The organism is Streptomyces sp. WAC04114, from assembly GCF_019733245.1.
Lineage (GTDB): Bacteria > Actinomycetota > Actinomycetes > Streptomycetales > Streptomycetaceae > Streptomyces > Streptomyces massasporeus_A.
Window position 1 is genome coordinate 13770 of record NZ_JAIGQA010000004.1, and the last position, 19083, is coordinate 32852.

General features: G+C 73.1%; 20 protein-coding genes and 1 pseudogene. 11 read left to right on the forward strand and 10 right to left on the reverse strand.

Features of this window, described 5'->3' with window-relative positions; all coding sequences use genetic code 11:
- Positions 1-18: 18 nt before the first annotated feature.
- The gene (locus K4G64_RS02305; protein WP_221754330.1) at positions 19-486 is read left to right on the forward strand and encodes an SRPBCC family protein; all 468 of its coding nucleotides are present in this window, start codon (positions 19-21) and stop codon (positions 484-486) included.
- Positions 487-543: 57 nt separating this feature from the next.
- Here K4G64_RS02305 and K4G64_RS02310 read toward each other — a convergent pair whose 3' ends face one another.
- Positions 544-1668 (reverse strand): PLP-dependent cysteine synthase family protein, encoded by a 1125-nt coding sequence (locus K4G64_RS02310; RefSeq protein ID WP_221754331.1) that lies wholly within the window; start codon positions 1666-1668, stop codon positions 544-546.
- A gap of 540 nt (positions 1669-2208) precedes the next feature.
- On the opposite strand from K4G64_RS02310, the gene K4G64_RS02315 reads away from it, so the two are divergent.
- Entirely contained in the window at positions 2209-2532 is a 324-nt protein-coding gene (locus K4G64_RS02315; protein WP_031139452.1) for a hypothetical protein, read from the forward strand.
- A 183-nt stretch (positions 2533-2715) separates the two neighbouring features.
- Positions 2716-3249 carry an ATP-binding protein gene (locus K4G64_RS02320; RefSeq protein ID WP_221754332.1) on the forward strand — a complete coding sequence of 178 codons (534 nt, stop codon included), beginning with the start codon at positions 2716-2718 and terminating at the stop codon, positions 3247-3249.
- Positions 3250-3332: 83 nt separating this feature from the next.
- On the opposite strand, the pseudogene K4G64_RS02325 reads toward K4G64_RS02320, so the two are convergent.
- Both K4G64_RS02325 and K4G64_RS02330 read right to left on the reverse strand, forming a co-directional pair.
- Positions 3333-3668 (reverse strand): annotated as a pseudogene (locus tag K4G64_RS02325) (FtsX-like permease family protein); the annotation flags it as partial.
- Between the two features lie 2 nt (positions 3669-3670).
- Positions 3671-3955, reverse strand: a complete 285-nt coding sequence (locus K4G64_RS02330; protein WP_221754333.1) for an SHOCT domain-containing protein — start codon at positions 3953-3955, stop codon at positions 3671-3673.
- 164 nt (positions 3956-4119) lie between these two features.
- Here K4G64_RS02330 and K4G64_RS02335 point away from each other — a divergent pair, with 164 nt between their 5' ends.
- The 3 genes from K4G64_RS02335 to K4G64_RS02345 are packed head-to-tail and all read left to right on the forward strand — an operon-like array spanning position 4120 to position 6201.
- Positions 4120-4698: a TetR/AcrR family transcriptional regulator gene (locus K4G64_RS02335; protein WP_221754334.1), complete on the forward strand. Its 579-nt coding sequence runs from the start codon at positions 4120-4122 to the stop codon at positions 4696-4698.
- Positions 4699-4708: 10 nt separating this feature from the next.
- Positions 4709-5296, forward strand: a complete 588-nt coding sequence (locus tag K4G64_RS02340) for a DUF4865 family protein (protein ID WP_221754335.1) — start codon at positions 4709-4711, stop codon at positions 5294-5296.
- Positions 5293-6201 carry a phosphotriesterase gene (locus tag K4G64_RS02345; RefSeq protein ID WP_221754336.1) on the forward strand — a complete coding sequence of 303 codons (909 nt, stop codon included), beginning with the start codon at positions 5293-5295 and terminating at the stop codon, positions 6199-6201. The genes K4G64_RS02340 and K4G64_RS02345 overlap by 4 nt, the downstream gene beginning before the upstream one ends.
- 19 nt (positions 6202-6220) lie before the next feature.
- On the opposite strand, the gene K4G64_RS02350 is transcribed toward K4G64_RS02345, so the two are convergent.
- The 4 genes from K4G64_RS02350 to K4G64_RS02365 all read right to left on the reverse strand — a co-directional run bounded on the left by K4G64_RS02350 (position 6221) and on the right by K4G64_RS02365 (position 9658).
- Entirely contained in the window at positions 6221-6643 is a 423-nt protein-coding gene (locus K4G64_RS02350) for a PPOX class F420-dependent oxidoreductase (RefSeq protein ID WP_221754337.1), read from the reverse strand.
- Between the two features lie 13 nt (positions 6644-6656).
- Positions 6657-7547: an NAD(P)-dependent oxidoreductase gene (locus K4G64_RS02355; protein ID WP_221754338.1), complete on the reverse strand. Its 891-nt coding sequence runs from the start codon at positions 7545-7547 to the stop codon at positions 6657-6659.
- Positions 7548-7680: 133 nt separating this feature from the next.
- Positions 7681-8928, reverse strand: coding sequence for an ROK family protein (locus tag K4G64_RS02360; RefSeq protein WP_221754339.1), 1248 nt, complete (start codon positions 8926-8928; stop codon positions 7681-7683).
- 88 nt (positions 8929-9016) lie between these two features.
- Positions 9017-9658 carry an alpha-ketoglutarate-dependent dioxygenase AlkB gene (locus tag K4G64_RS02365; protein WP_221754340.1) on the reverse strand — a complete coding sequence of 214 codons (642 nt, stop codon included), beginning with the start codon at positions 9656-9658 and terminating at the stop codon, positions 9017-9019.
- A gap of 68 nt (positions 9659-9726) precedes the next feature.
- Here K4G64_RS02365 and K4G64_RS02370 point away from each other — a divergent pair, with 68 nt between their 5' ends.
- Positions 9727-10857, forward strand: a complete 1131-nt coding sequence (locus tag K4G64_RS02370; protein WP_221754341.1) for a methyltransferase — start codon at positions 9727-9729, stop codon at positions 10855-10857.
- On the opposite strand, the gene K4G64_RS02375 is transcribed toward K4G64_RS02370, so the two are convergent.
- Positions 10847-11707, reverse strand: coding sequence for a class II fructose-bisphosphate aldolase (locus tag K4G64_RS02375; protein WP_221754342.1), 861 nt, complete (start codon positions 11705-11707; stop codon positions 10847-10849). The genes K4G64_RS02370 and K4G64_RS02375 overlap by 11 nt on opposite strands.
- A gap of 13 nt (positions 11708-11720) precedes the next feature.
- Positions 11721-12602 (reverse strand): SIS domain-containing protein, encoded by an 882-nt coding sequence (locus tag K4G64_RS02380; RefSeq protein WP_221754343.1) that lies wholly within the window; start codon positions 12600-12602, stop codon positions 11721-11723.
- A 117-nt stretch (positions 12603-12719) separates the two neighbouring features.
- On the opposite strand from K4G64_RS02380, the gene K4G64_RS02385 reads away from it, so the two are divergent.
- A complete protein-coding gene (locus K4G64_RS02385) occupies positions 12720-13499 on the forward strand; it encodes a DeoR/GlpR family DNA-binding transcription regulator (protein WP_221754344.1) in 780 nt (259 codons plus the stop codon).
- A 105-nt stretch (positions 13500-13604) separates the two neighbouring features.
- Entirely contained in the window at positions 13605-15440 is a 1836-nt protein-coding gene (locus K4G64_RS02390) for a glycoside hydrolase family 15 protein (RefSeq protein WP_221754345.1), read from the forward strand.
- 8 nt (positions 15441-15448) lie between these two features.
- Here the strand turns inward: K4G64_RS02390 and K4G64_RS02395 are convergent, their stop codons facing one another.
- Positions 15449-16408, reverse strand: a complete 960-nt coding sequence (locus K4G64_RS02395; RefSeq protein ID WP_221754346.1) for a DUF748 domain-containing protein — start codon at positions 16406-16408, stop codon at positions 15449-15451.
- A 199-nt stretch (positions 16409-16607) separates the two neighbouring features.
- Here K4G64_RS02395 and K4G64_RS02400 point away from each other — a divergent pair, with 199 nt between their 5' ends.
- Both K4G64_RS02400 and K4G64_RS02405 read left to right on the forward strand, forming a co-directional pair.
- Entirely contained in the window at positions 16608-16820 is a 213-nt protein-coding gene (locus tag K4G64_RS02400) for a heavy-metal-associated domain-containing protein (protein WP_221754347.1), read from the forward strand.
- 2 nt (positions 16821-16822) lie between these two features.
- Complete coding sequence (locus K4G64_RS02405; RefSeq protein WP_221754348.1) at positions 16823-19072, forward strand: cation-translocating P-type ATPase; 2250 nt, start codon at positions 16823-16825, stop codon at positions 19070-19072.
- Positions 19073-19083: the final 11 nt, after the last annotated feature.

Sequence of the window (19083 nt, forward strand, 5' to 3'; positions counted from 1 at the left end):
CCAGGAGGGCAGGCGTCCATGGCTCGTCGACTGCGCCCGGTGGGACTCGACTTCGTCGAGGCCGCGCCCGTCCGGCACGTCTTCGTACGGGAGGTGGCCGCCCCGGTGGAGGCGGTCTACGGCGCGCTCGAGGACGTGCCCGGCTGGGCCGAGTGGTTCCCGCAGGTGTCGGCCGCTCGCGCGGTGGACGCCGGTGCCGGGCGCGACATCACGCTCACCGGTGGCGTCCGGTTCCGTGAGTCGGTCATCGCGGCCACGGCACCCGAGGTGTACGCCTATCGCGTGGACGTCACCAATCTGCCCGGCGCCCGGGCGATAGCCGAGGAGTGGCGGCTCGCACCGGCGGGCGCCGGGACCCGGCTGCGGTGGACGTTCGCCACCGACGGGACGGCCGCGTACCGGTTGGCCCTGAAGGTGGCGCGCGGGGGCCAGGCGCGCGCGTTCCGGGACGCCGTGCGGGCGCTGGAACGGCGGCTGACGGCCTGAGAGGCCCTCTACGGTCGGTCGGCCCGGCAAGATCGCTACCGCAGCAGGGCCGGTGGCTCAGTCGGGCCAGACACCCGTCTCCAGAAGCGAGTCGATCGCGGCTGTGTACGGCCTTGTGTCGAGCCCTTGCGTGGCGAGCCAGGCGTCCGAGTAGTACTTGTCGAGATACCGGTCCCCCGGGTCGCACAGCAGGGTCACGACACTGCCCTGCCGGCCCTCGGACACCATCTCGGCGACGATCTTCAGCGCGCTCCACAGCCCGGTGCCGGTCGATCCGCCGGCCTTGCGGCCGATGGCGCGCTCCAGGGCCCGGACCGCGGCGACGCTGGCCGCGTCGGGCACCTTCATCATCCGGTCGATCGCGCCGGGCACGAAGCTCGGTTCCATACGGGGCCGGCCGATGCCCTCGATGCGGGAGCCGCAGTCGCAGGTGACGTCCGGATCGCCGGTGGTCCAGCCCTCGAAGAAGCACGAGTTCTCGGGGTCGGCCACGCAGACGCGGGTGTCGTACTGCATGTAGTGGACGTAGCGCGCGAGGGTCGCGGAGGTGCCGCCGGTGCCCGCCGTGGCGACGATCCACGCCGGCTCGGGGAACCGCTCCAGGCGCAGTTGGCGGAAGATGGACTCGGCGATGTTGTTGTTCCCGCGCCAGTCCGTGGCCCGTTCGGCGTAGGTGAACTGGTCCATGTAGTGGCCGCCGGTCTCGGCCGCGAGGCGGGCGGATTCCTCGTACATCGTGCGCGGGTCGTCCACGAAGTGGCAGCGGCCGGAGTGGAACTCGATGAGGCGGATCTTCTCGGCGCTCGTCGTGCGCGGCATGACGGCGATGAAGGGCACGCCGATCAGCTTCGCGAAGTACGCCTCGGAGACGGCCGTCGAACCGCTGGAGGCCTCGATGACGGGCCGGCCCGGCCGGATCCAGCCATTGCAGAGGCCGTAGAGGAAGAGGGAGCGGGCGAGGCGGTGCTTGAGGCTGCCGGTGGGGTGGGTCGACTCGTCCTTCAGATAGAGGTCGATGCCCCAGCGCTCCGGCAGGGGGAACTGCAGCAGGTGGGTGTCGGCCGAGCGGTTGGCGTCCGCCTGGACTCTGCGGACGGCTTCTTTGAGCCAGGCCCGGTAGCCGGCGTCGCTGTGGTCGACGTCGAGGGTCACGCCGGTCCGGGTCTGCTGGGGAGTGCTCACGGGGGCTCCTAACGCTGCGCGCCGCCGACGCGTCGCGCGGCCGACACCTCCGATCATAGACACCCGTCGCACGCTTCTCACCTGCATAAACGCATCTTTGAGCCCCCCAAAGCGCCCCCAGGGGCAGGACCCGGTGCAAGGGGGCGCGCACTCCCGGGGGCGCCTTCGCGAGTGTGCTGCGGGCGCCCCCAGGCAGGGGGCTCGCGGGCACTGGTGCTCGGCGCCCGGCGGGGGCAGACTGCACGACGGGACCAAGGCCCCGGACGGGGTGAACGCAGGGCACGACCGCCTCCCGGAGCAGGCTTCCGGGCACCGGCACCACACCCCGGGCGTCGGACGGAGGGGCACACCTCCGGCACCACAGCCCGGGGCGGGGACAGAGGGGCACACCGCACGGCCGGGCCGGGGTGCGGACCGGGCGGACGCAGCACCCGGAGGGACGATGCGTCCGGACGGGGCACACTGGATCAGGACACGAGCCCGTACCGGGCACCGCGCGCAGCGGGCCGGTACACCGACGCGCACTAGGGGGCGGGTGGCATGGGAGAGCCGGAGTTCAGGGCCACGGGCGTGCGGATCGGGAAACGGCTGCGGTCGCTCACCCGGGCCGGCCAGGTCCGCATCAGTGACGGCCGGCTCGAGCTGCTGACCAGCTACGGCAGTGAGATCGACAGCGCGCCGGTGCAGGCCGTACGCGCCTCCAAGCCCTGGTTCGGCCCCGACGACCGGGCCACGGCGGATCTCAACGGCAAGCGGTACCTGCTCACCCTGGGCGACCACGACCCCGCCCCGGGAGAGCCCGGCCCGCCGGCCGCCCGGCGTTTCATCGAAGCCGTGCGCAGGGCAGCGGGGCGTGGCGACTGAGATGTGCGCGAGTTGCGGTGCCTCATCCCCTGCGCCACTCTGGTCTCACGTCACTCTGGGTTTACCGGCGATAACGCTGCGAACCAGCCCGCCGGCCACGACAGCAGGCGGCAGTGTCACGCAGGCGCCCTGCTGGATCCGAATCCCGTGTTCTTCCGGACCTCACGTCGGGGAGTCGCAGCCGTGATCAGCTACCCAAGCAGGCACTGCACGGTGGAGCTCCAAGCCCTGCCGTCGCGGATCGGCCAGGTCCGCAGAATCGTATCTGCGCAGTTGCGCTACTGGCATCTCGACCCCCTGATCGACCGGGCCTCGCTCGGCGTGACGGAGCTGTTGTCCAACGTCCACCGGCATGCCCAGCCGGACAAGACGTGCACCGTGGAGATGGAGCTGCTGCTCGACCGGCTCACGGTCTCGGTGCGCGACGGGGATCCGCGGATGCCCGTGATCGACGAGGCCGAGCCGCTGGCGACCTGCGGGCGCGGGCTCGCGATGGTGGCCGCCATGAGCGAGAGCTGGGGCGTCCGGCCGGACGGCGAGTCCGGCAAGGTCGTGTGGTTCACCCTGCCGACGTCCGCCCCTGTGGTGACGTCGCCGTCGCTCCGCACGCGGCGCACGATCCAGGAGAAGCCGGCACGCCGGTTCGCCGAGGTCGGCGCTGCCACCGACGGGCTCCGGCCCGACCATGCTCCCGCCCGGTCGGCCGTTGCCGGTTGACCGGGCGGTGACCACCGTCCCCTCGGGAGCACCGGGGGCGCACGCCATCGGGCGTGCGCCCGGGCTGTGCGCCAGGGTGTGCGTCACTCCGCGGCCACGGCCCGCAGCACGTCCAGACGTGCCGCGCGCCGGGCCGGGCGCAGCCGCACGAGGGCGCCGGCGGCGAGTGCCACGGCGACCACGACGGTGAGTTGGGCGGGCGGCACCCCGAAGGCGAAGGCACTGCCGCTCGCGCCGTCCGAGGCCCTGACGAGGACCCGGCCGGGGAAGGCGCCGAGGGCGAGCCCGCCAGCCGTGCCGAACGCGGCGACCATGACCGACTCCCAGCGGACCATGGCCCGCGGTTGGGCACGGGTCTGACCGACGGCCCTGAGCAGGCCCGGCTCGCGGGTGCGTTCGTGGATCGCCCGGGTCAGTGTGGTCATGCGGCGCCTCCCTTGCGGCCGAACTCCTCGTTCAGCACGGACAGTCGGCGCCAGTACTCGTCCTCGTCGATCTCGCCGGAGGCGAAGCGGCGGCCGAGTACGGCGAGGGGCGAGTCGCCCTCGACGGTGGGCCGCTGCCAGGGTCCGCCGCGGCGTCCGCGCCACACCGTGCGGCGCAGCAGCACGATGCCGCCGCCGATCACGAGCGCCCAGATCACCGGGAAGAGCAGGATCCACGGGCCGGGCCCGCCGCCGTCGCCGAAGTTCGCCAGGGTCTGCATGTCGTCCAACTCCTCGGTCGCTTCGTGTGCGGTGTCGCTTTCGAGAGTCGTCCGGCGAGGGGTCGCCGGTCGTCGTACGGCCGACGGCACTGCGCGTACCCCGCGGGGAGTAGACGGACGGATCTCCTCTGCTCCGCGCGCACTCGACTTCTGTAACTACTGGTATGTACAGTCACGCCATGAGCACACCGGAACGGCTGATCGAGTCCACCCGCGAGCTGCTGTGGGAGCGCGGTTACACGGGCACCAGCCCCAAGGCGATCCTGGAGCGCGCGGACGCCGGGCAGGGCAGCATGTACCACCACTTCAAGGGCAAGCCCGATCTCGCCCTGGCCGCGATCCGCCGTACCGCCGAGGAGATGCGCGCTGCCGCCGCCGGCGTACTCGACGGCCCCGGCACGCCGCACGCGCGCATCGAGGCTTATCTGCGGCGCGAGCGGGACGTGCTGCGGGGCTGCCCGGTCGGCCGGCTGACGATGGATCCGGACGTGATCGCGAGCCCCGAGCTGCGCGGACCGGTCGACGAGACGCTCGACTGGCTGCGCGGGCGCATCGCCGGGATCGTCGAAGAGGGCAAGGCCCAGGGCCAGTTCGCGCCCGGTCTGGACGCCGGGGAGATCGCGGCGGCGGTCGTCGCGACCGTCCAGGGCGGTTATGTCCTCGCCCGCGCCTCCGGCTCCCCCGCCGTGTTCGACGCCGGGGTCCGCGGGCTGCTCTCCCTGCTGGCACCCCGGACCTCTTGAGGAGACCTCCATGCATGCCTTGCAGTACGTGATCACCCTTCCCGCCGACTACGACATGGGCGTGATCCGAGACCGCGTCGCCCGCCGGGGGCATCTGCTCGACGACTGGGACGGGCTGGGCCTCAAGGCCTATCTGGTCCGAGAGCGTGGCCTGCGCGGCTCGCCGGTCAACCAGTACGCGCCCTTCTACCTCTGGAACACCGTCGAGGGCATGAACTCCTTCCTGTGGGGCGGCGGGTTCCAGGGAGTCGGCGACGACTTCGGGCGGCCGCCGGCACGCCAGTGGACGGGCCTCGCGTACGAGGAAGGCGACGGTTCGCGGGCGCGGTTCGCGATACGTCACCGCCAACCGGTGCCGGACGGCGGGCTGTTGGCCGAGGTCGTGGAGGACGCGGTGGGTGAGGCCCGGCGGCTGGCGGCGGAGGACGGGGCCCTGTGCGCCGCCGCGGCCGTCGACACCAGCCGCTGGGAGCTGGTGCACTTCTCCCTCTGGGAGCACTGGGAGCAGGACACGCCCAAGGCCGACGGCGAGGTGTTCGAGGTGCTGCACCTGTCCGCGCCGGGCCGGGACCTGCTGCCCCGGGGACGCCAGTGGTGAGCGCGGTCCGCACGGTCCTGGGGGATGTGTCTCCCGCCGACCTGGGCGTGTGCGACGCCCACGACCATCTGTTCTTCGGCAGTCCCCGGCTGCCCGGCCAGGAGCTGCGGAGCGTGCCGGCGGCGCGGGCGGAGCTGGTCGCCTTCCGCGAGCAGGGCGGTGGGGCCGTGGTGCAGTGGACGCCGTACGGGCTCGGGCGGCGGGCGGCCGATCTGCCGCCGCTGTCCCGGGAGACGGGCGTGCACGTGGTGGCCGCGACCGGTCTGCATCAGGCCGTGCACTACGACGAGGACACGCTGGCCGGGCTGCGGAGCCGGCTCGCCGAGGTCTTCGTCTCCGAACTCACCGTGGGCATCGGGACGTCGGGGGTGCGGGCGGGACTGGTCAAGGTCGCGGGCGGCTTCCACGCCCTGGACGCGCACGCTCGCTGGACCATGACGGCGGCGGCCGAGGCGCATCACGCCACGGGCGCGACGATCACCGTGCACCTGGAGATGGGCACCGGGGCGCTGGACGTACTGGACCTGCTGTGCGGGGAGTTGGGGGTGCCGCCGCACCGCGTGGTGCTCGGGCACCTCAACCGCTCCCCCGATCTCGTGGTGCACCGGCAGGCGGCCGAGTCCGGCTGCTATCTGGCCTTCGACGGACCGTCCCTCGCCCACCACGCAACGGACTGGCGGATGCCGGAGGCCGTACGGGCCCTCGCCGAGGCCGGGTTCGGCGACCGGGTGCTGCTGGGCGCGGACACCACCACGGCCGCCGCCCGCTCGGTGGACGGCGGCCCCGGGATGCCCTGTCTGCTGCGCCGGGTGCGGCCCCGGCTCGTGCACGCCGTGGGCGAGGCGCTGGTCGAGCGCATCCTCACCGAGAACCCGGGCCGGGCGTTCGGGACCGAGTGGCCCTGACCTGCCAGGTCACCGGGTCTCAGCCGCCGGCCTGGTCGCTGTCCTTCAGCGAGCCCCAACCGTGCCAGCGGTCGACCTCGATCCAGGCGCTGACCCGACGGCGGTCGCGGTCCGGGTAGGGCTTGCCGATGTAGCGCCGGGCGAGGAGGTCGATGTCGGCCAGGTCCTCGTCGTCGTACATCTCGGTGACGCGGCCGATGAGGGTGACGTGGGTGTACCAGTTGTCGGCGTCGAGGACGGTGAGGGTGACGCGCGGGTCGCGGCGCAGGTGCTTCAGCCGTACCCGGCCCTCGTCGAGGTTGATCAGGACACGGCCGTCCTGCCACGCGTACCAGGTGGCGGCGGAGACGGGTGCGCCGTCGGAGCGCAGGGTGGCCATGACGCACGGGTTGGGCCGGCTCAGCAGGTCGTCGGCCTCGGGCGGCAGCGGCGGCTTGGACATGGGGGGGAATCTCCTAGGAGTCGGTCTTGTCGTCGAAGCTGGCGAAGTAGGCCGCGACCATATCCTCGTCGGCGTGGCCCAGGGCGGCGGCGCGCTCCATGCGGGCGGCGGCCGCTTCGGCAACGTCCAGGCGGACACCGTGTGCGGTGCCGGCCTCGACGATCAGCCGGGCGTCCTTGGCGGCGGTGCTCACGGCGAACTGGGGCGGCGTGAGCTTGTTCTCGAGGACGAGCTCGGACTTGGCGCGCAGATAGCCCATGTCGAGCGGGCCACCGGCGACCAGGTCGAAGAAGCCGCGGGGGTCGACGCCGAGGGCCTCGGACAGGGCGAGGGCCTCGCCTGCGGCGGCCGTGACGGCGAGGACCCAGCTGTTGGCGACGAGCTTCAACCGGGTGGCACCGCCCTGGGCCCCGTCCTCGCCGCTCCACACGGTCCGGGCGCCGACGGCGTCGAAGACCGGCGTCACCTTCTCGCGGCCCTCGGTGGGACCGGCCGCGAGCACGGTCAGCTTCCCGGCCTCGGCGGGCTGGCGGGTGCCGAGGACGGGGGCGTCGTAGAACACCAGGCCGTGCTCGCGGGCGAAGGCGGCCAGCTGGGCCACGTCCTCGATGCCCGCGGTGGTGGACTGCACCCAGGCGGTGCCGGGGCGCAGGGCGGGGGCGGCCTCGCGCATCGTGTCCAGTGCGGCGGGCCCGTCGTGGAGGATGGTCAGGACGGCATCGGCGTCCTGGACGGCCTGCCCGGGGGTGTCGGCGATCCGCACGCCCTCGGCGGCCAGCGGCTCGGCCTTGGCCCGGGTGCGGTTCCAGGCGTGGACGGTGTGTCCGGCCCGGGCGAGGTTGCGGGCCATCGCGGCGCCCATGATGCCGGTACCCAGGACCCCCACGGTGAGCTTGTCGGTCATTGCGTCAACTTCCTCGGTCGTGCGGTGCGGACGGACTGCCCGCGACCCAGCCTGCCCGCTCAGCGGCGCGCCTTCCCGGAAGCGGCGCGGCCAAGCCTGATACCAGTGAGGTCGGTTTCGTCCGGTCACGCGCTCATCCCCGCCGGGCCAGCGCCCCCAACGGGTCGTCCAGGACCGGCTGCCAGGCCAGTTCCGCCGCGCCGACCAGGCTGTTGTGGTCGAGGGTGCAGGGCAGGATGGGGACGCCGCCGCTCTGGCCCCACAGGCTGCGGTCGGCCACGACCGCGCGCAGCCGGCCGGGGTCGGCGTCGAGGAGGGTGCGGTGCAGCCCGCCGAGGATGATGCGGTCCGGGTTGAGGATGTTGACCAGGCCGGCGAGGCCCAGGCCGAGGCGGTCGACGATGGCCTCGGCGGCGGTGCGCACGCCCGGGTCGTCGTAGTGGTGGCGGATCAGGTCGATGGACTGCTGGAGCAGCGACACCTCGGGGCCCGGTTCGCGTCCGGCCTCCGTGAGGAAGGCCAGCGGGTCGGTCTCCACGTCGAGGCAGCCGCGGCTGCCGCAGTGGCAGGGGCGGCCCTCGGGGTGCACGGTGAGGTGCCCGACCTCCAGCGCGAGGCCCGAACTGCCCCGGTGCAGACGGCCGTCGAGGACGAGCGCGCCGCCGACGCCGCGGTGGCCGGTGGCCACGCACAGCAGGTCGCGGGAGCCTCGGCCGGCGCCGTGCCGGTGCTCGGCGAGCGCGGCGAGGTTGACGTCGTTCGCGGCGAACGCGGGCCCGTCGATGCCGGCCGCGCGGACCTGCTCGGCGAAGATGTCCCGCACGGGCGCGCCCGCGGGCCAGGCCAGGTGGAGGGGGTTCAGCGCCAGCCCCTCGGGTTCGGCGACGGCGGAGGGCACGGCGAGACCCGCGCCCACGCAGCGCAGTCCGGTCTCGCGCAGCAACTCGGCGCCGGCCGTGACGACGGAGGCGAGCACCTTGGCCGGGTCGGCGTCCACGACCTCGCAGCCGGGCGCGGTCGCGACGATCCGCCCGCCCAGTCCGACCAGCGCCGCCCGGAACCCGTCGGCGTGCACCTGCGCGGCGAGCGCGACGGGCCCGTCGTCGGCGACGGCCAGCCTGTGGGAGGGCCTGCCCTGCGAGCCGGCCGCAGCGCCTGGCCGGGCGTCGACCCGGATGAGCCCGAGTGCCTCCAGCTCGGCGGCGACCGCACCGGCCGTCGCCCGCGTCACCCCGAGCTCGGCGGTGAGCACGGCCCGGGTCGGCGCGCGTCCGGTGTGCACGAGTTCCAGTGCGGGTCCGAGCGCTCCGCGCCCCCGGTCCAGCCGCGCTCTCGAAGTGCTCCCGTTCCCCGCCTGCCGGGGGTCCGCCTTCCCGCTCATGAGGGCGAGTCTCCCATGATCCGCCGGGATGGTGGCCGAGCCTGCCGGCCGGGCGGCGGGGAAGAGCGGCGACGCATGCGGCCGGGCATCAGAGGCCGCTGACCCGGAGGGTGATGTTGAGCCGGCCCGTCAGGCCCAGTCCGGGCGGTGCCGTGCCCGCGCGCACGCGTGGGACGCCGTGGTAGGCCAGGCGGGACGGGCCGCCGAAGACGAACAGGTCGCCGCTGCGCAGCTCGACGTCGGTGTAGGGCCGGGTGCGCGTCTCGGTGTTGCCGAAGCGGAAGACGCAGGTGTCGCCGAGGCTCAGCGACACCACCGGCGCGTCGGACTTCTCGTCGCTGTCGCGGTGCATGCCCATGCGGGCGTCGGCGTCGTAGAAGTTGATCAGCGCGATGTCGTAGTCCGGCGGGGGCCCGCCGAGGGTGTCGCGGACCGCCCGGCGGCCCAGGTCGCCGAGCCATCGCGGGAAAGGCTTGACCGGGGTGCCGTCCCCGTCGGTGACTGTGCGGGCGTAGGCGTACGGGTACCAGTGCCAGCCTAGGCAGACCTGCCGGGCGGTCATGGTGCCGCCGCCGGGTGTGCGGACCGTGCGGAGCCCCGCGGGCGGCCGGGCCCAGTCGCGGCAGGCGTCGAGCAGCGCGCTCTGATGTTCGGCGTCCAGCCAGTCGGGCAGGTGCACGGCGCCGGGCGCGACCTGCGTACGGGCCCTGGGGAACAGCTCGGCGTCCATGCCTTCCATGGTGCCCGACACGCCCTGAGCTGGGCCTCGGCTAGCCTGGTCGCACGATGGACGACCGTATGACGACGCCGTGGGGCGAGCCGGCGCTGACCCGATTCCCCGAGGACCCGCGCGACAGGCTGCGCGCCTGGGACGCCTCGGACGAGTACCTGCTGAGGCACCTGGCCGAGGAGCGGGTGCCGCTGGACGGGACGGTCGTGGTCGTCGGGGACCGGTGGGGCGCGCTGGTCACGGCGCTTGCCGCGCACCGGCCGGTGCAGATCACCGATTCCCACCTCACGCAGGAGGCGACCCGGGCCAACCTCGCGCGGGCCGGCGTCGAACCGGGTGCGGTGGGGCTGCTCACCACGCAGGATCCGCCGCCGGAGCGGATCGACGTGCTGCTGGTGCGGGTGCCGAAGAGCCTGGCGCTGCTGGAGGACCAGTTGCTGCGCCTGGCTCCGGCGGTGCACGCGGGGACGGTCGTCGTCGGCACGGGCATGGTGAAGGAGATCCACACCTCGACGCTGACATTGTTCGAGCGGATCCTCGGCCCGACCCGCACCTCGCTCGCCGAGAAGAAGGCGCGGCTGATCTTCTGTGCGCCGGATCCCGCCCTGGAGCGGCCCGGCAATCCGTGGCCGTACGTCTACACGCTGCCGGACGGGATCGGCGCGGCCGCGGGAGGCACGGTCGTCAATCACGCTGGGGTCTTCTGCGCCGACCGGCTCGACATCGGGACGAGGTTCTTCCTTCGGCATCTGCCCGAGGGGCGGGGCCGCCGGGTGGTGGACCTGGGGTGCGGCAACGGCGTGGTGGGCACGTCGGTGGCGTTGGCCGACCCGGACGCCGAGGTGCTGTTCGTGGACGAGTCCTTCCAGGCCGTGGCCTCGGCGGAGGCGACGTACAAGGCGAACGGCGCTTCGGGGCATGCCGAGTTCCGGGTCGGTGACGGGCTGGCGGGTGTGCCGTCCGGGAGTGTCGACCTGGTTCTGAACAACCCGCCGTTCCACTCCCACCAGGCGACGACGGACGCCACGGCCTGGCGGATGTTCACCGGGGCGCGGCGGGCGCTCAGGCCGGGCGGGGAGCTGTGGGTGATCGGCAACCGGCACCTGGGCTACCACGTCAAGCTGCGGAAGCTGTTCGGCAACAGCCGGCTCGTCGCGAGCGACCCGAAGTTCGTGGTGCTGAAGGCCGTCAAACGGTAGCGGCGCCGAGGGTGTGGAGGATCCTCGCCACCGCCCGCGTCATCGCCTGCCGCGCGAGGGTCAGGTAGCTGCGCGGGTCGACCGCCTCAGGCCGCTCGGCGAGGAACTCCCGGATCGCACCGGTCAGCGCGATGTTCAGGGCCGTTCCGATGTTGACCTTGGTGATGCCGCCCGCGACCGCCGCCGTGAGTTCGTCGTCCGGGACGCCGGAGGAGCCGTGCAGGACGAGCGGGACGTCCAGTGCGGCCGACAGGCGCTTGAGCAGGGCGTGGTCGAGGGCCGCCGTGCGGGTGGTCATGGCGTGGGAGTTGCCGATGGCGACGGCCAGGGCGTCCACGCCCGAGTCGGTGACGAAGACGCGTGCCTCGTCGGGGTCGGTGCGGGCGCCGGGGGCGTGTGCGTCCAGCGGGGGTCTGCCGTTCTTGCCGCCGATCTGGCCCAGCTCGGCCTCGATCCAGAGCCCTTGGGCGTGCGCCCGGTCGACCGCCGCCCGGGTCGCGGCGAGGTTCTCCGCGTAGGGCAGCCGGGCCGCGTCGTACATCACGGAGCTGAAGCCGGCGTCGGCGGCCTGGTGCAGCAGGGTCTCGCTCTGCACGTGGTCGAGGTGCAACGCGACCGGGACGGCGGCGTGTTCGGCGGCGGCGACGGCCGCGCGGGCGAGCGGGAACAGGTGTCCGCCGCGGAACTTGACCGCGTTCTCGCTGACCTGGAGGACGACAGGGGCGCGCACCGACTCGGCACCCGCGATGACGGCCTCGACGTGCTCCAGGGTGATGACGTTGAAGGAGGCGACGGCCGAGCGGGTGGCCGCGGCGGCGGTGACGAGGGCGCCGGTGGTGGTGAGGGGCACGGGGTCTCCAGGGTCAGGGTTCGAGGATCACCGAGCGCGTCAGGTGGCGCGGGGTGTCGGGGTCCAGCCCCCGGGAGGCGGCGACGGCGACCGCGAGCCGGTGGACGCGCACGAGTTCGGCGAGCGGGTCCAGGGCTCCGGGGATCCACAACGCACCGGTGTCGCGCACCTGTTCGGCGAGTCCGTCCGGTGCGTCGCCCAGCATCCAGGTGGCCGTGCCCCGGGTGCTGATGCTGATGGGGCCGTGCCGGTACTCCATCGCGGGGTAGGCCTCCGTCCAGGCCAGGGCGGCCTCGCGCATCTTCAGCCCGGCCTCGTTGGCCAGTCCGACGCTCCAGCCGCGGCCCAGGAAGGTGAACTGCCCGCACTCCACGACGCCTTCGGGCAGCGGCGCGGCCAGGGCGGTGCGCGCGTCGGTGACGGCGGTGTCGGGGTGGAGGCCGAGGTGGGCGCGGAGCAGGGTGACGGCCGTGGTCGCGAACCGGGTCTGGACGACGGAGCGTTCGTCCGCGAAGTCCAGGATGGCGAGGGCGTCGGCGGCCGTCCTGACGGGCGTGTCCGGGTCGGCGGTGATCGCGGTGGTGGGGGTGGTGTCCCTCAAGCGGCCCAGCAGGTCCAGGACTTCGGTCGTGGTGCCGGAGCGGGTGATGGCGAGGACCCGGTCGTAGCGGCGGCCGTGCGGGAACTCCGAGGCGGCGAAGGCGTCGGTCTCGCCCTGCCCCGCGCCCTCGCGCAGGGCGGCGGCGGCCTGCGCCATGAAGTACGAGGTGCCGCAGCCGACGATCGCGACCCGCTCCCCCGGCGCCGGCAGCACCTTCGCCCATCGGGGCGCCTCCGACGCGGCGCGCGCCCAGCACTCGGGCTGGCTGGTCAGCTCGTCCTCGACATGCGTCATACCGCACCCTCCGCCCATGCTTGTTCCTGCAAGATATAGCCAGCTTCCAAGCATCATCAAGCATCCGGCAGGATCGGGTGCGCTAAGGTCGCCGGAGATCGATACGTGGAGGTGCGGATGTCGCGCGACGCCCGCTGGAAGGCGCTGCTGGAACTGCTCGTGGAGCGCGGCCGGCTGGACGTCGAGGACGCGGCGGTGGAACTCGGGGTGTCCGCGGCGACGATCCGCCGTGACTTCGACGGACTCGCCGAGCAGCAGATGCTCGTGCGCACCCGGGGCGGGGCGGTCGTGCACGGCGTGTCGTACGAGCTGCCGCTGCGCTACAAGACGGCCCGCCGCGCCTCCGAGAAGCAGCGCATCGCCAAGGCGGTGGCGGATCTGGTCGCGCCGGGCGAGGCGGTCGGGCTCACCGGGGGGACCACGACGACCGAGGTGGCCCGGGCCCTGGCCGTGCGCGGGGATCTGGCATCCGGGTCGCCCGCGCTGACCGTGGTGACGAACGCGCTGAACATCGCGGGTGAGCTGGTCGTGCGGCCCCAGTTCAAGATCGTGCTGACCGGCGGAGTGGCCCGGCCCCAGTCGTACGAGCTGGTGGGACCGCTCGCGGACGGGGTGCTCGGCCAGATCACGGTCGATGTGGCGGTGCTCGGCGTGGTCGCGTTCGATGTGACGCACGGCGCCGCGGCGCACGACGAGGCGGAAGCCGCGATCAACCGGCTGCTGTGCGAGCGTGCCGAGCGGGTGGTGGTGGCCGCGGACTCCAGCAAGCTGGGGCAGCGGGCATTCGCCCGGATCTGCGCGGCCGAGGCGGTGGACACGCTGGTCACGGACACGGCGGCCGACGCGGGGGCGGTGCGGCGCTTCGAGGAGGCGGGGCTGCGGGTCATCACGGTCTGACGGTGACTCCATGACGGCGACCGGCCGACCGGCGACCGTCCGACGGCGGCCGTCCTTCGGCGGTTCTAGGCTGGGGCTGAGCGCCTACCGGGCAGGGAGGCCGTCATGGGCGGAGCCGCACAGGAGCGGGGCGTGCCGGGCGGCCGGCGCTATGTGCCGATCGCCGAGCACGGGTTGATCGGCGATCTGCGCAGTGTGGCCCTGGTGGGGACCGACGGCACCATCGACTGGTACTGCTGCGCGGCCTTCGACGCGCCGAGCGTGTTCGCCTCGATCCTGGACGCGGAGCGCGGCGGCTGTTTCGAACTGGCGGCGTCCGTGCCGGCGCGGACCAAGCAGTTCTACTTCCCCGACACCAACGTGCTGATCACCCGTTTCTTCACCGAGGACGGGGTCGGCGAGGTGCAGGACTTCATGCCGGTCGGCGGCGGGCCGGCCGAGGCCGAGCGGCACCGGGTGATCCGGCGGGTGGTGTGCGTCCGCGGCTCGATCCCGTTCCGTACGCGCGTGGCGCCCCGGTTCGACTACGGCTCCCTGCCGCACACGGTCCGGCTGGCCGGCGACACCGCGGTGTTCGAGGCCCCGGGGCTCGCGCTGGCGCTGACCGCGACCGTGCCGCTGGAGGCCGACGGGCGAGACGTCAGGGGCGACTTCAAGCTGTCCGAGGGCGAGACGGCGGTCTTGGCGCTGGACAAGGTCGGCGGCGACGTGACGCCCCGCAGGTGTGCGCGCACGGAGGCCGAGGAGCAGTTCGCGGCGACGGTGGCGTACTGGCGGCGCTGGCTGTCGGCGTCCCGGTACAAGGGCCGCTGGCGGGAGATGGTGCACCGCTCGGCGCTGACGCTGAAGCTGCTCACGTACGCGCCCACCGGGGCGATCGTGGCGGCGCCGACGACGAGCCTGCCCGAGGAGCTGGGCGGCGAGCGCAACTGGGACTACCGGTACGTGTGGGTGCGCGACGCGGCGTTCTGCGTCTACGCCCTGCTGCGGCTGGGCTTCACCGGCGAGGCCGAGGCGTTCATGGACTTCGTGACCCGGCACATCAGCCCGGGCGACGGCAAGGTCTCCGGGCCGCTGCAGATCATGTACGGCATCGACGGCCGCACCGAGCTGCCCGAGCGCACCCTCGACCATCTGGAGGGCCACCACGGATCGGCGCCGGTACGGGTCGGCAACGCGGCGGCCGACCAGCTCCAGCTCGACATCTACGGCGCGCTGATCGACTCCATCTACCTCTACGACAAGTGGGCCAAGCCCATCTCCAGCGGTCACTGGGACGACGTGTGCGCCCTGGTGGACTGGGTGTGCGCGCACTGGGACCAGCCCGACGAGGGGATCTGGGAGACGCGGGGCGGGCGCCGGAACTTCCTGTACTCGCGGCTGATGTGCTGGGTGGCGATCGAGCGGGCCATCCGGATGGCCAACCGGCGCGGCCTGCCCGCCGACCTGCCGCGCTGGCGGGAGTGCCGCGACACGATCTACCGGCGGATCATGAGCCGTGGCTGGTCCGATGAGCGCGGGGCCTTCGTCCAGCACGAGGACGGCGACGTGCTGGACGCGGCGGTGCTGATGATGCCGCTGTCGAAGTTCATCGCCCCCACCGATCCGAAGTGGCTGTCGACGCTGGACGTGCTCACCGAGGAGCTGGTGTCCGACTCGCTGGTGTACCGCTACGACCCCCGCTCCAGCCCCGACGGGCTGCGCGGCGACGAGGGCACGTTCTCCATCTGCTCGTTCTGGTACGTCGAGGCCATGGTGCACGCGGGCCGGGTCGACGAGGCGCGCCTGGCCTTCGAGAAGATGCTGACCTACGCCAACCACCTGGGTCTGTACGCCGAGGAGATCAGCCACACCGGGGAGCAGCAGGGCAACTTCCCGCAGGCGTTCACGCATCTCGCGCTGATCAGCGCGGCGTTCAACCTGGACCGGGTGCTCGGCTGACGCTCGGCTCAGTGCCCGTGGCCGTCCTCCGCATGCCCCTCGGGGGTACCCGAGTCGGGCGCCGCTCCCCCGGCCCGGACGGTGAACGCCGCCGTGTGGACCTTGCCGTCGTGCTTGAAGTCGAGGAACAGGCGGTAGGCGCCGGAGCTGGGTGCGGTGGCCGTGAACGAGATGTCCGGCCCGGGCCTGGTCGTGCCGTCGCCGGGTTCGCCCTTCGGGTGGACGTGCAGATGGGCGAGGTCGCCGGAGCGCAGGGCGACGAGGTGGCCGTACGCGCCGAGGTAGGGCTGGAGGTCGGTCACGGGCCTGCCGCCGCGGGAGACCTTCAGCTTCAGTTCGCTCGCCCTGCCCGGCTGCGGGGCGCCGGACAGCTTCACCTCGTAGCCGTCGCCCCGGGCCGTGGTGCTCGCGGGCGGCAGGGGCCGGGCCTCGTACGGGCCGGAGGCGGCGAGGTCCGCGCCGAGGGTGAGGTTCTCGGCGTTCTTCCCGGCGGGGGTGAAGTCGGCGAAGACGCGGTAGCCGCCCGCGCGGGGCAGGTCCACGGGGGTGCTCCAGGTGCCGTCGGCAGCGCGGCTGGGGTGCAGATGGCGGTAGGTGACCAGGTCGCGTGAGGCCACGATGAGGTGCAGCTCCTTGTCGTGCTCGCGCTGGTAGGCGGTGACCGCCCGGCCGCCGGCGTCGCGGACGGTGAAGCGCAGGTCGGCCTGCTTGCCAGCGGTGACGCGCGGGGTGTCGAGGTCGAGGGTGTAACCGCCCTCGGAGACCTGCAGTCCGCCGGCGGGGGGCGTGTCGTGTCCGCCATGACCGCCGCCCTCCGCCTGCTCCTGTGTGGGCCGGCTGTGCTCGTCCCCGTGCTTCGGGGGGCTGTCGGCGACGACGGGGTCGATGCCCTGGCCGACGCCGTAGGCCGCGCCGAAGGTCGCTGCCAGCGCGGCGGCCAAGGTGGTGATCCTGAGTCCGGTGTTCATGGCCGTCGGCTCCTTCAGATACCGGTCCCCCGCTCGAATGCGGGGCCTCCATACAGCTCAGCATACCCCTGGGGGGTATCAGGTCAAGCCGTCTCGGCGCTTGCATCATATACCCCTCGGGGGTATACCTGAAATCGGCGCGGGATACCCCTGCCCCGTATAGAACCGCATCTGTCGAACCGCCCCGAGGAGGCACCCGATGCCCGCCACCACCTACGCCGTCTCCGGAATGTCCTGCGGCCACTGCAAGGCCACGCTGACCAAGGCCATCGGCGAGCTGACCGGCGTCACCGGTGTCGAGGTCGACCTCGACACCGGCCATGTCACCGTCACCAGTGCCGCCGAGCCCGACGACGATGTGATCGCGGAGGTCGTCGACGAGGCCGGCTACGAGCTGACCGGGAGGGTCTGAGCATGAGCACCGGCACATCGACCGGCACCGACGCCGAGGTGGAGCTCGCCATCGGGGGCATGACCTGCGCCTCCTGCGCCGCGCGCATCGAGAAGAAGCTCAATCGCATGGACGGGGTCACCGCCACCGTCAACTACGCCACCGAGAAGGCCAGGGTCGGCTACTCCGGCGACGTCTCCGTAGGTGATCTCATCGCCACCGTTGAGGCCACCGGATACACCGCACAGGAGCCCACTCCCCCTGCCCCGGAGACCGGCCCGTCCGAGGAGCCGGACGAACTGCGGCCGCTGCGCGAGCGGTTGATCACTGCCGTGGTGCTGTCGGTGCCCGTCGTCGCCATGGCGATGGTCCCGGCGCTGCAGTTCGAGTACTGGCAGTGGCTGTCGCTCACCCTGGCGGCGCCCGTCGTGACCTATGCGGCCTGGCCCTTCCACAAGGCGGCGTTCACCAACGCCCGGCACGGCGCGGCCACCATGGACACCCTGATCTCGGTGGGCACCTCGGCCGCGTTCCTGTGGTCGCTGTGGGCGCTGTTCCTCGGCACGGCGGGCACTCCGGGCATGACCCACCCCTTCGAGCTGACCATCGGGCGCACGGACGGCGCCGGGAACATCTACCTGGAGGCCGCCGCGGGCGTGACCGCCTTCATCCTGGCCGGGCGGTACTTCGAGGCCCGCGCCAAGCGCAAGGCGGGCGCCGCGCTGCGGGCGCTGCTGGAGCTGGGCGCGAAGGACGTCACCGTGCTGCGGGCCGACGGCCGTGAACAGACCGTCCCGGTAGCGGAGTTGAACGCCGGAGACCGCTTCCTGGTCCGGCCCGGCGAGAAGATCGCGACGGACGGGACGGTCGAAGAGGGTTCCTCCGCCGTCGACGCCTCGATGCTCAACGGCGAGTCCGTGCCGGTGGAGGTGAGCGCGGGCGACCCGGTCACGGGCGCGACGATCAACGTCGGCGGGCGGCTCGTCGTGCGGGCCACCCGAGTGGGCGCCGACACCCAACTCGCCCGGATGGTACGGCTGGTGGAGGACGCGCAGAACGGCAAGGCGGCGTCGCAGCGGCTCGCGGACCGGATCTCCGCGGTGTTCGTGCCGGTGGTGATCGCCCTGGCGCTCGGCACGCTGGGCTTCTGGCTGGGCAACGGCGCCGGACTGACGGCCGCGTTCACCGCCGCGGTCGCCGTCCTGGTCATCGCCTGCCCGTGCGCCCTTGGGCTGGCGACACCGACCGCGCTGATGGTGGGCACCGGGCGGGGCGCCCAGCTCGGCATCCTCATCAAGGGCCCGGAGGTCCTGGAGTCCACGCGCCGGGTCGACACCGTCGTCCTCGACAAGACCGGCACCGTCACGACCGGCCGTATGACGCTGCTGGCCGTGCACACCGCCGAGGGCACGGACGAGGCGGACGTGCTGCGGCTGGCCGGGGCGCTGGAGCACTCCTCCGAGCACCCGATCGCGCGGGCCGTCGCCGACGGGGCGCTGGAGAAGCTGGGCGCGCTGCCGGCTCCTGAGGACTTCGCCAACGTCCCCGGCCTCGGTGTGCAGGGCGTGGTCGAGGGCCACGCGGTGCTCGTCGGCCGGGAGCGGCTGCTGGCCGACTGGGCGATGCGGCTTCCCGAGGGCCTGGCCGGGGCGAGGACGGCGGCCGAGGAAGCCGGGCGCACGGCCATCGCGGTCGCGTGGGACGGCGAGGCGCGCGCGGTGCTGGAGGTGGCCGACGCGGTGAAGGACACCAGCGCGGAGGCGGTCGGACGGCTGCGGGCGCTCGGCCTGAGGCCGATCCTGCTGACCGGTGACAACGAGGCGGTGGCCCGGTCCGTCGCCCGCGAGGTGGGCATCGAGGAGGTCATCGCCGAGGTGCTCCCGCAGGACAAGGTCGACGTCGTCAAGCGGCTCCAGGCAGAGGGCCGGTCGGTGGCGATGGTCGGCGACGGTGTCAACGACGCGGCGGCACTCGCGCAGGCCGATCTGGGTCTGGCCATGGGCACCGGTACGGACGCCGCCATCGAGGCCGGCGACCTGACGCTCGTGCGCGGCGATCTGCGAGCCGCGGCGGACGCCATCCGGCTCGCCCGCCGCACGCTCGGCACCATCCGCTCGAACCTGTTCTGGGCCTTCGCCTACAACGTGGCGGCCCTGCCGCTGGCCGCCTCCGGCCTGCTCACTCCGATGATCGCCGGGGCGGCGATGGCCTTCTCGTCGGTCTTCGTGGTCGGCAACTCACTGCGGCTGCGCACCTTCCGGGCCGCCGGCTGAGGCTCCTGCGG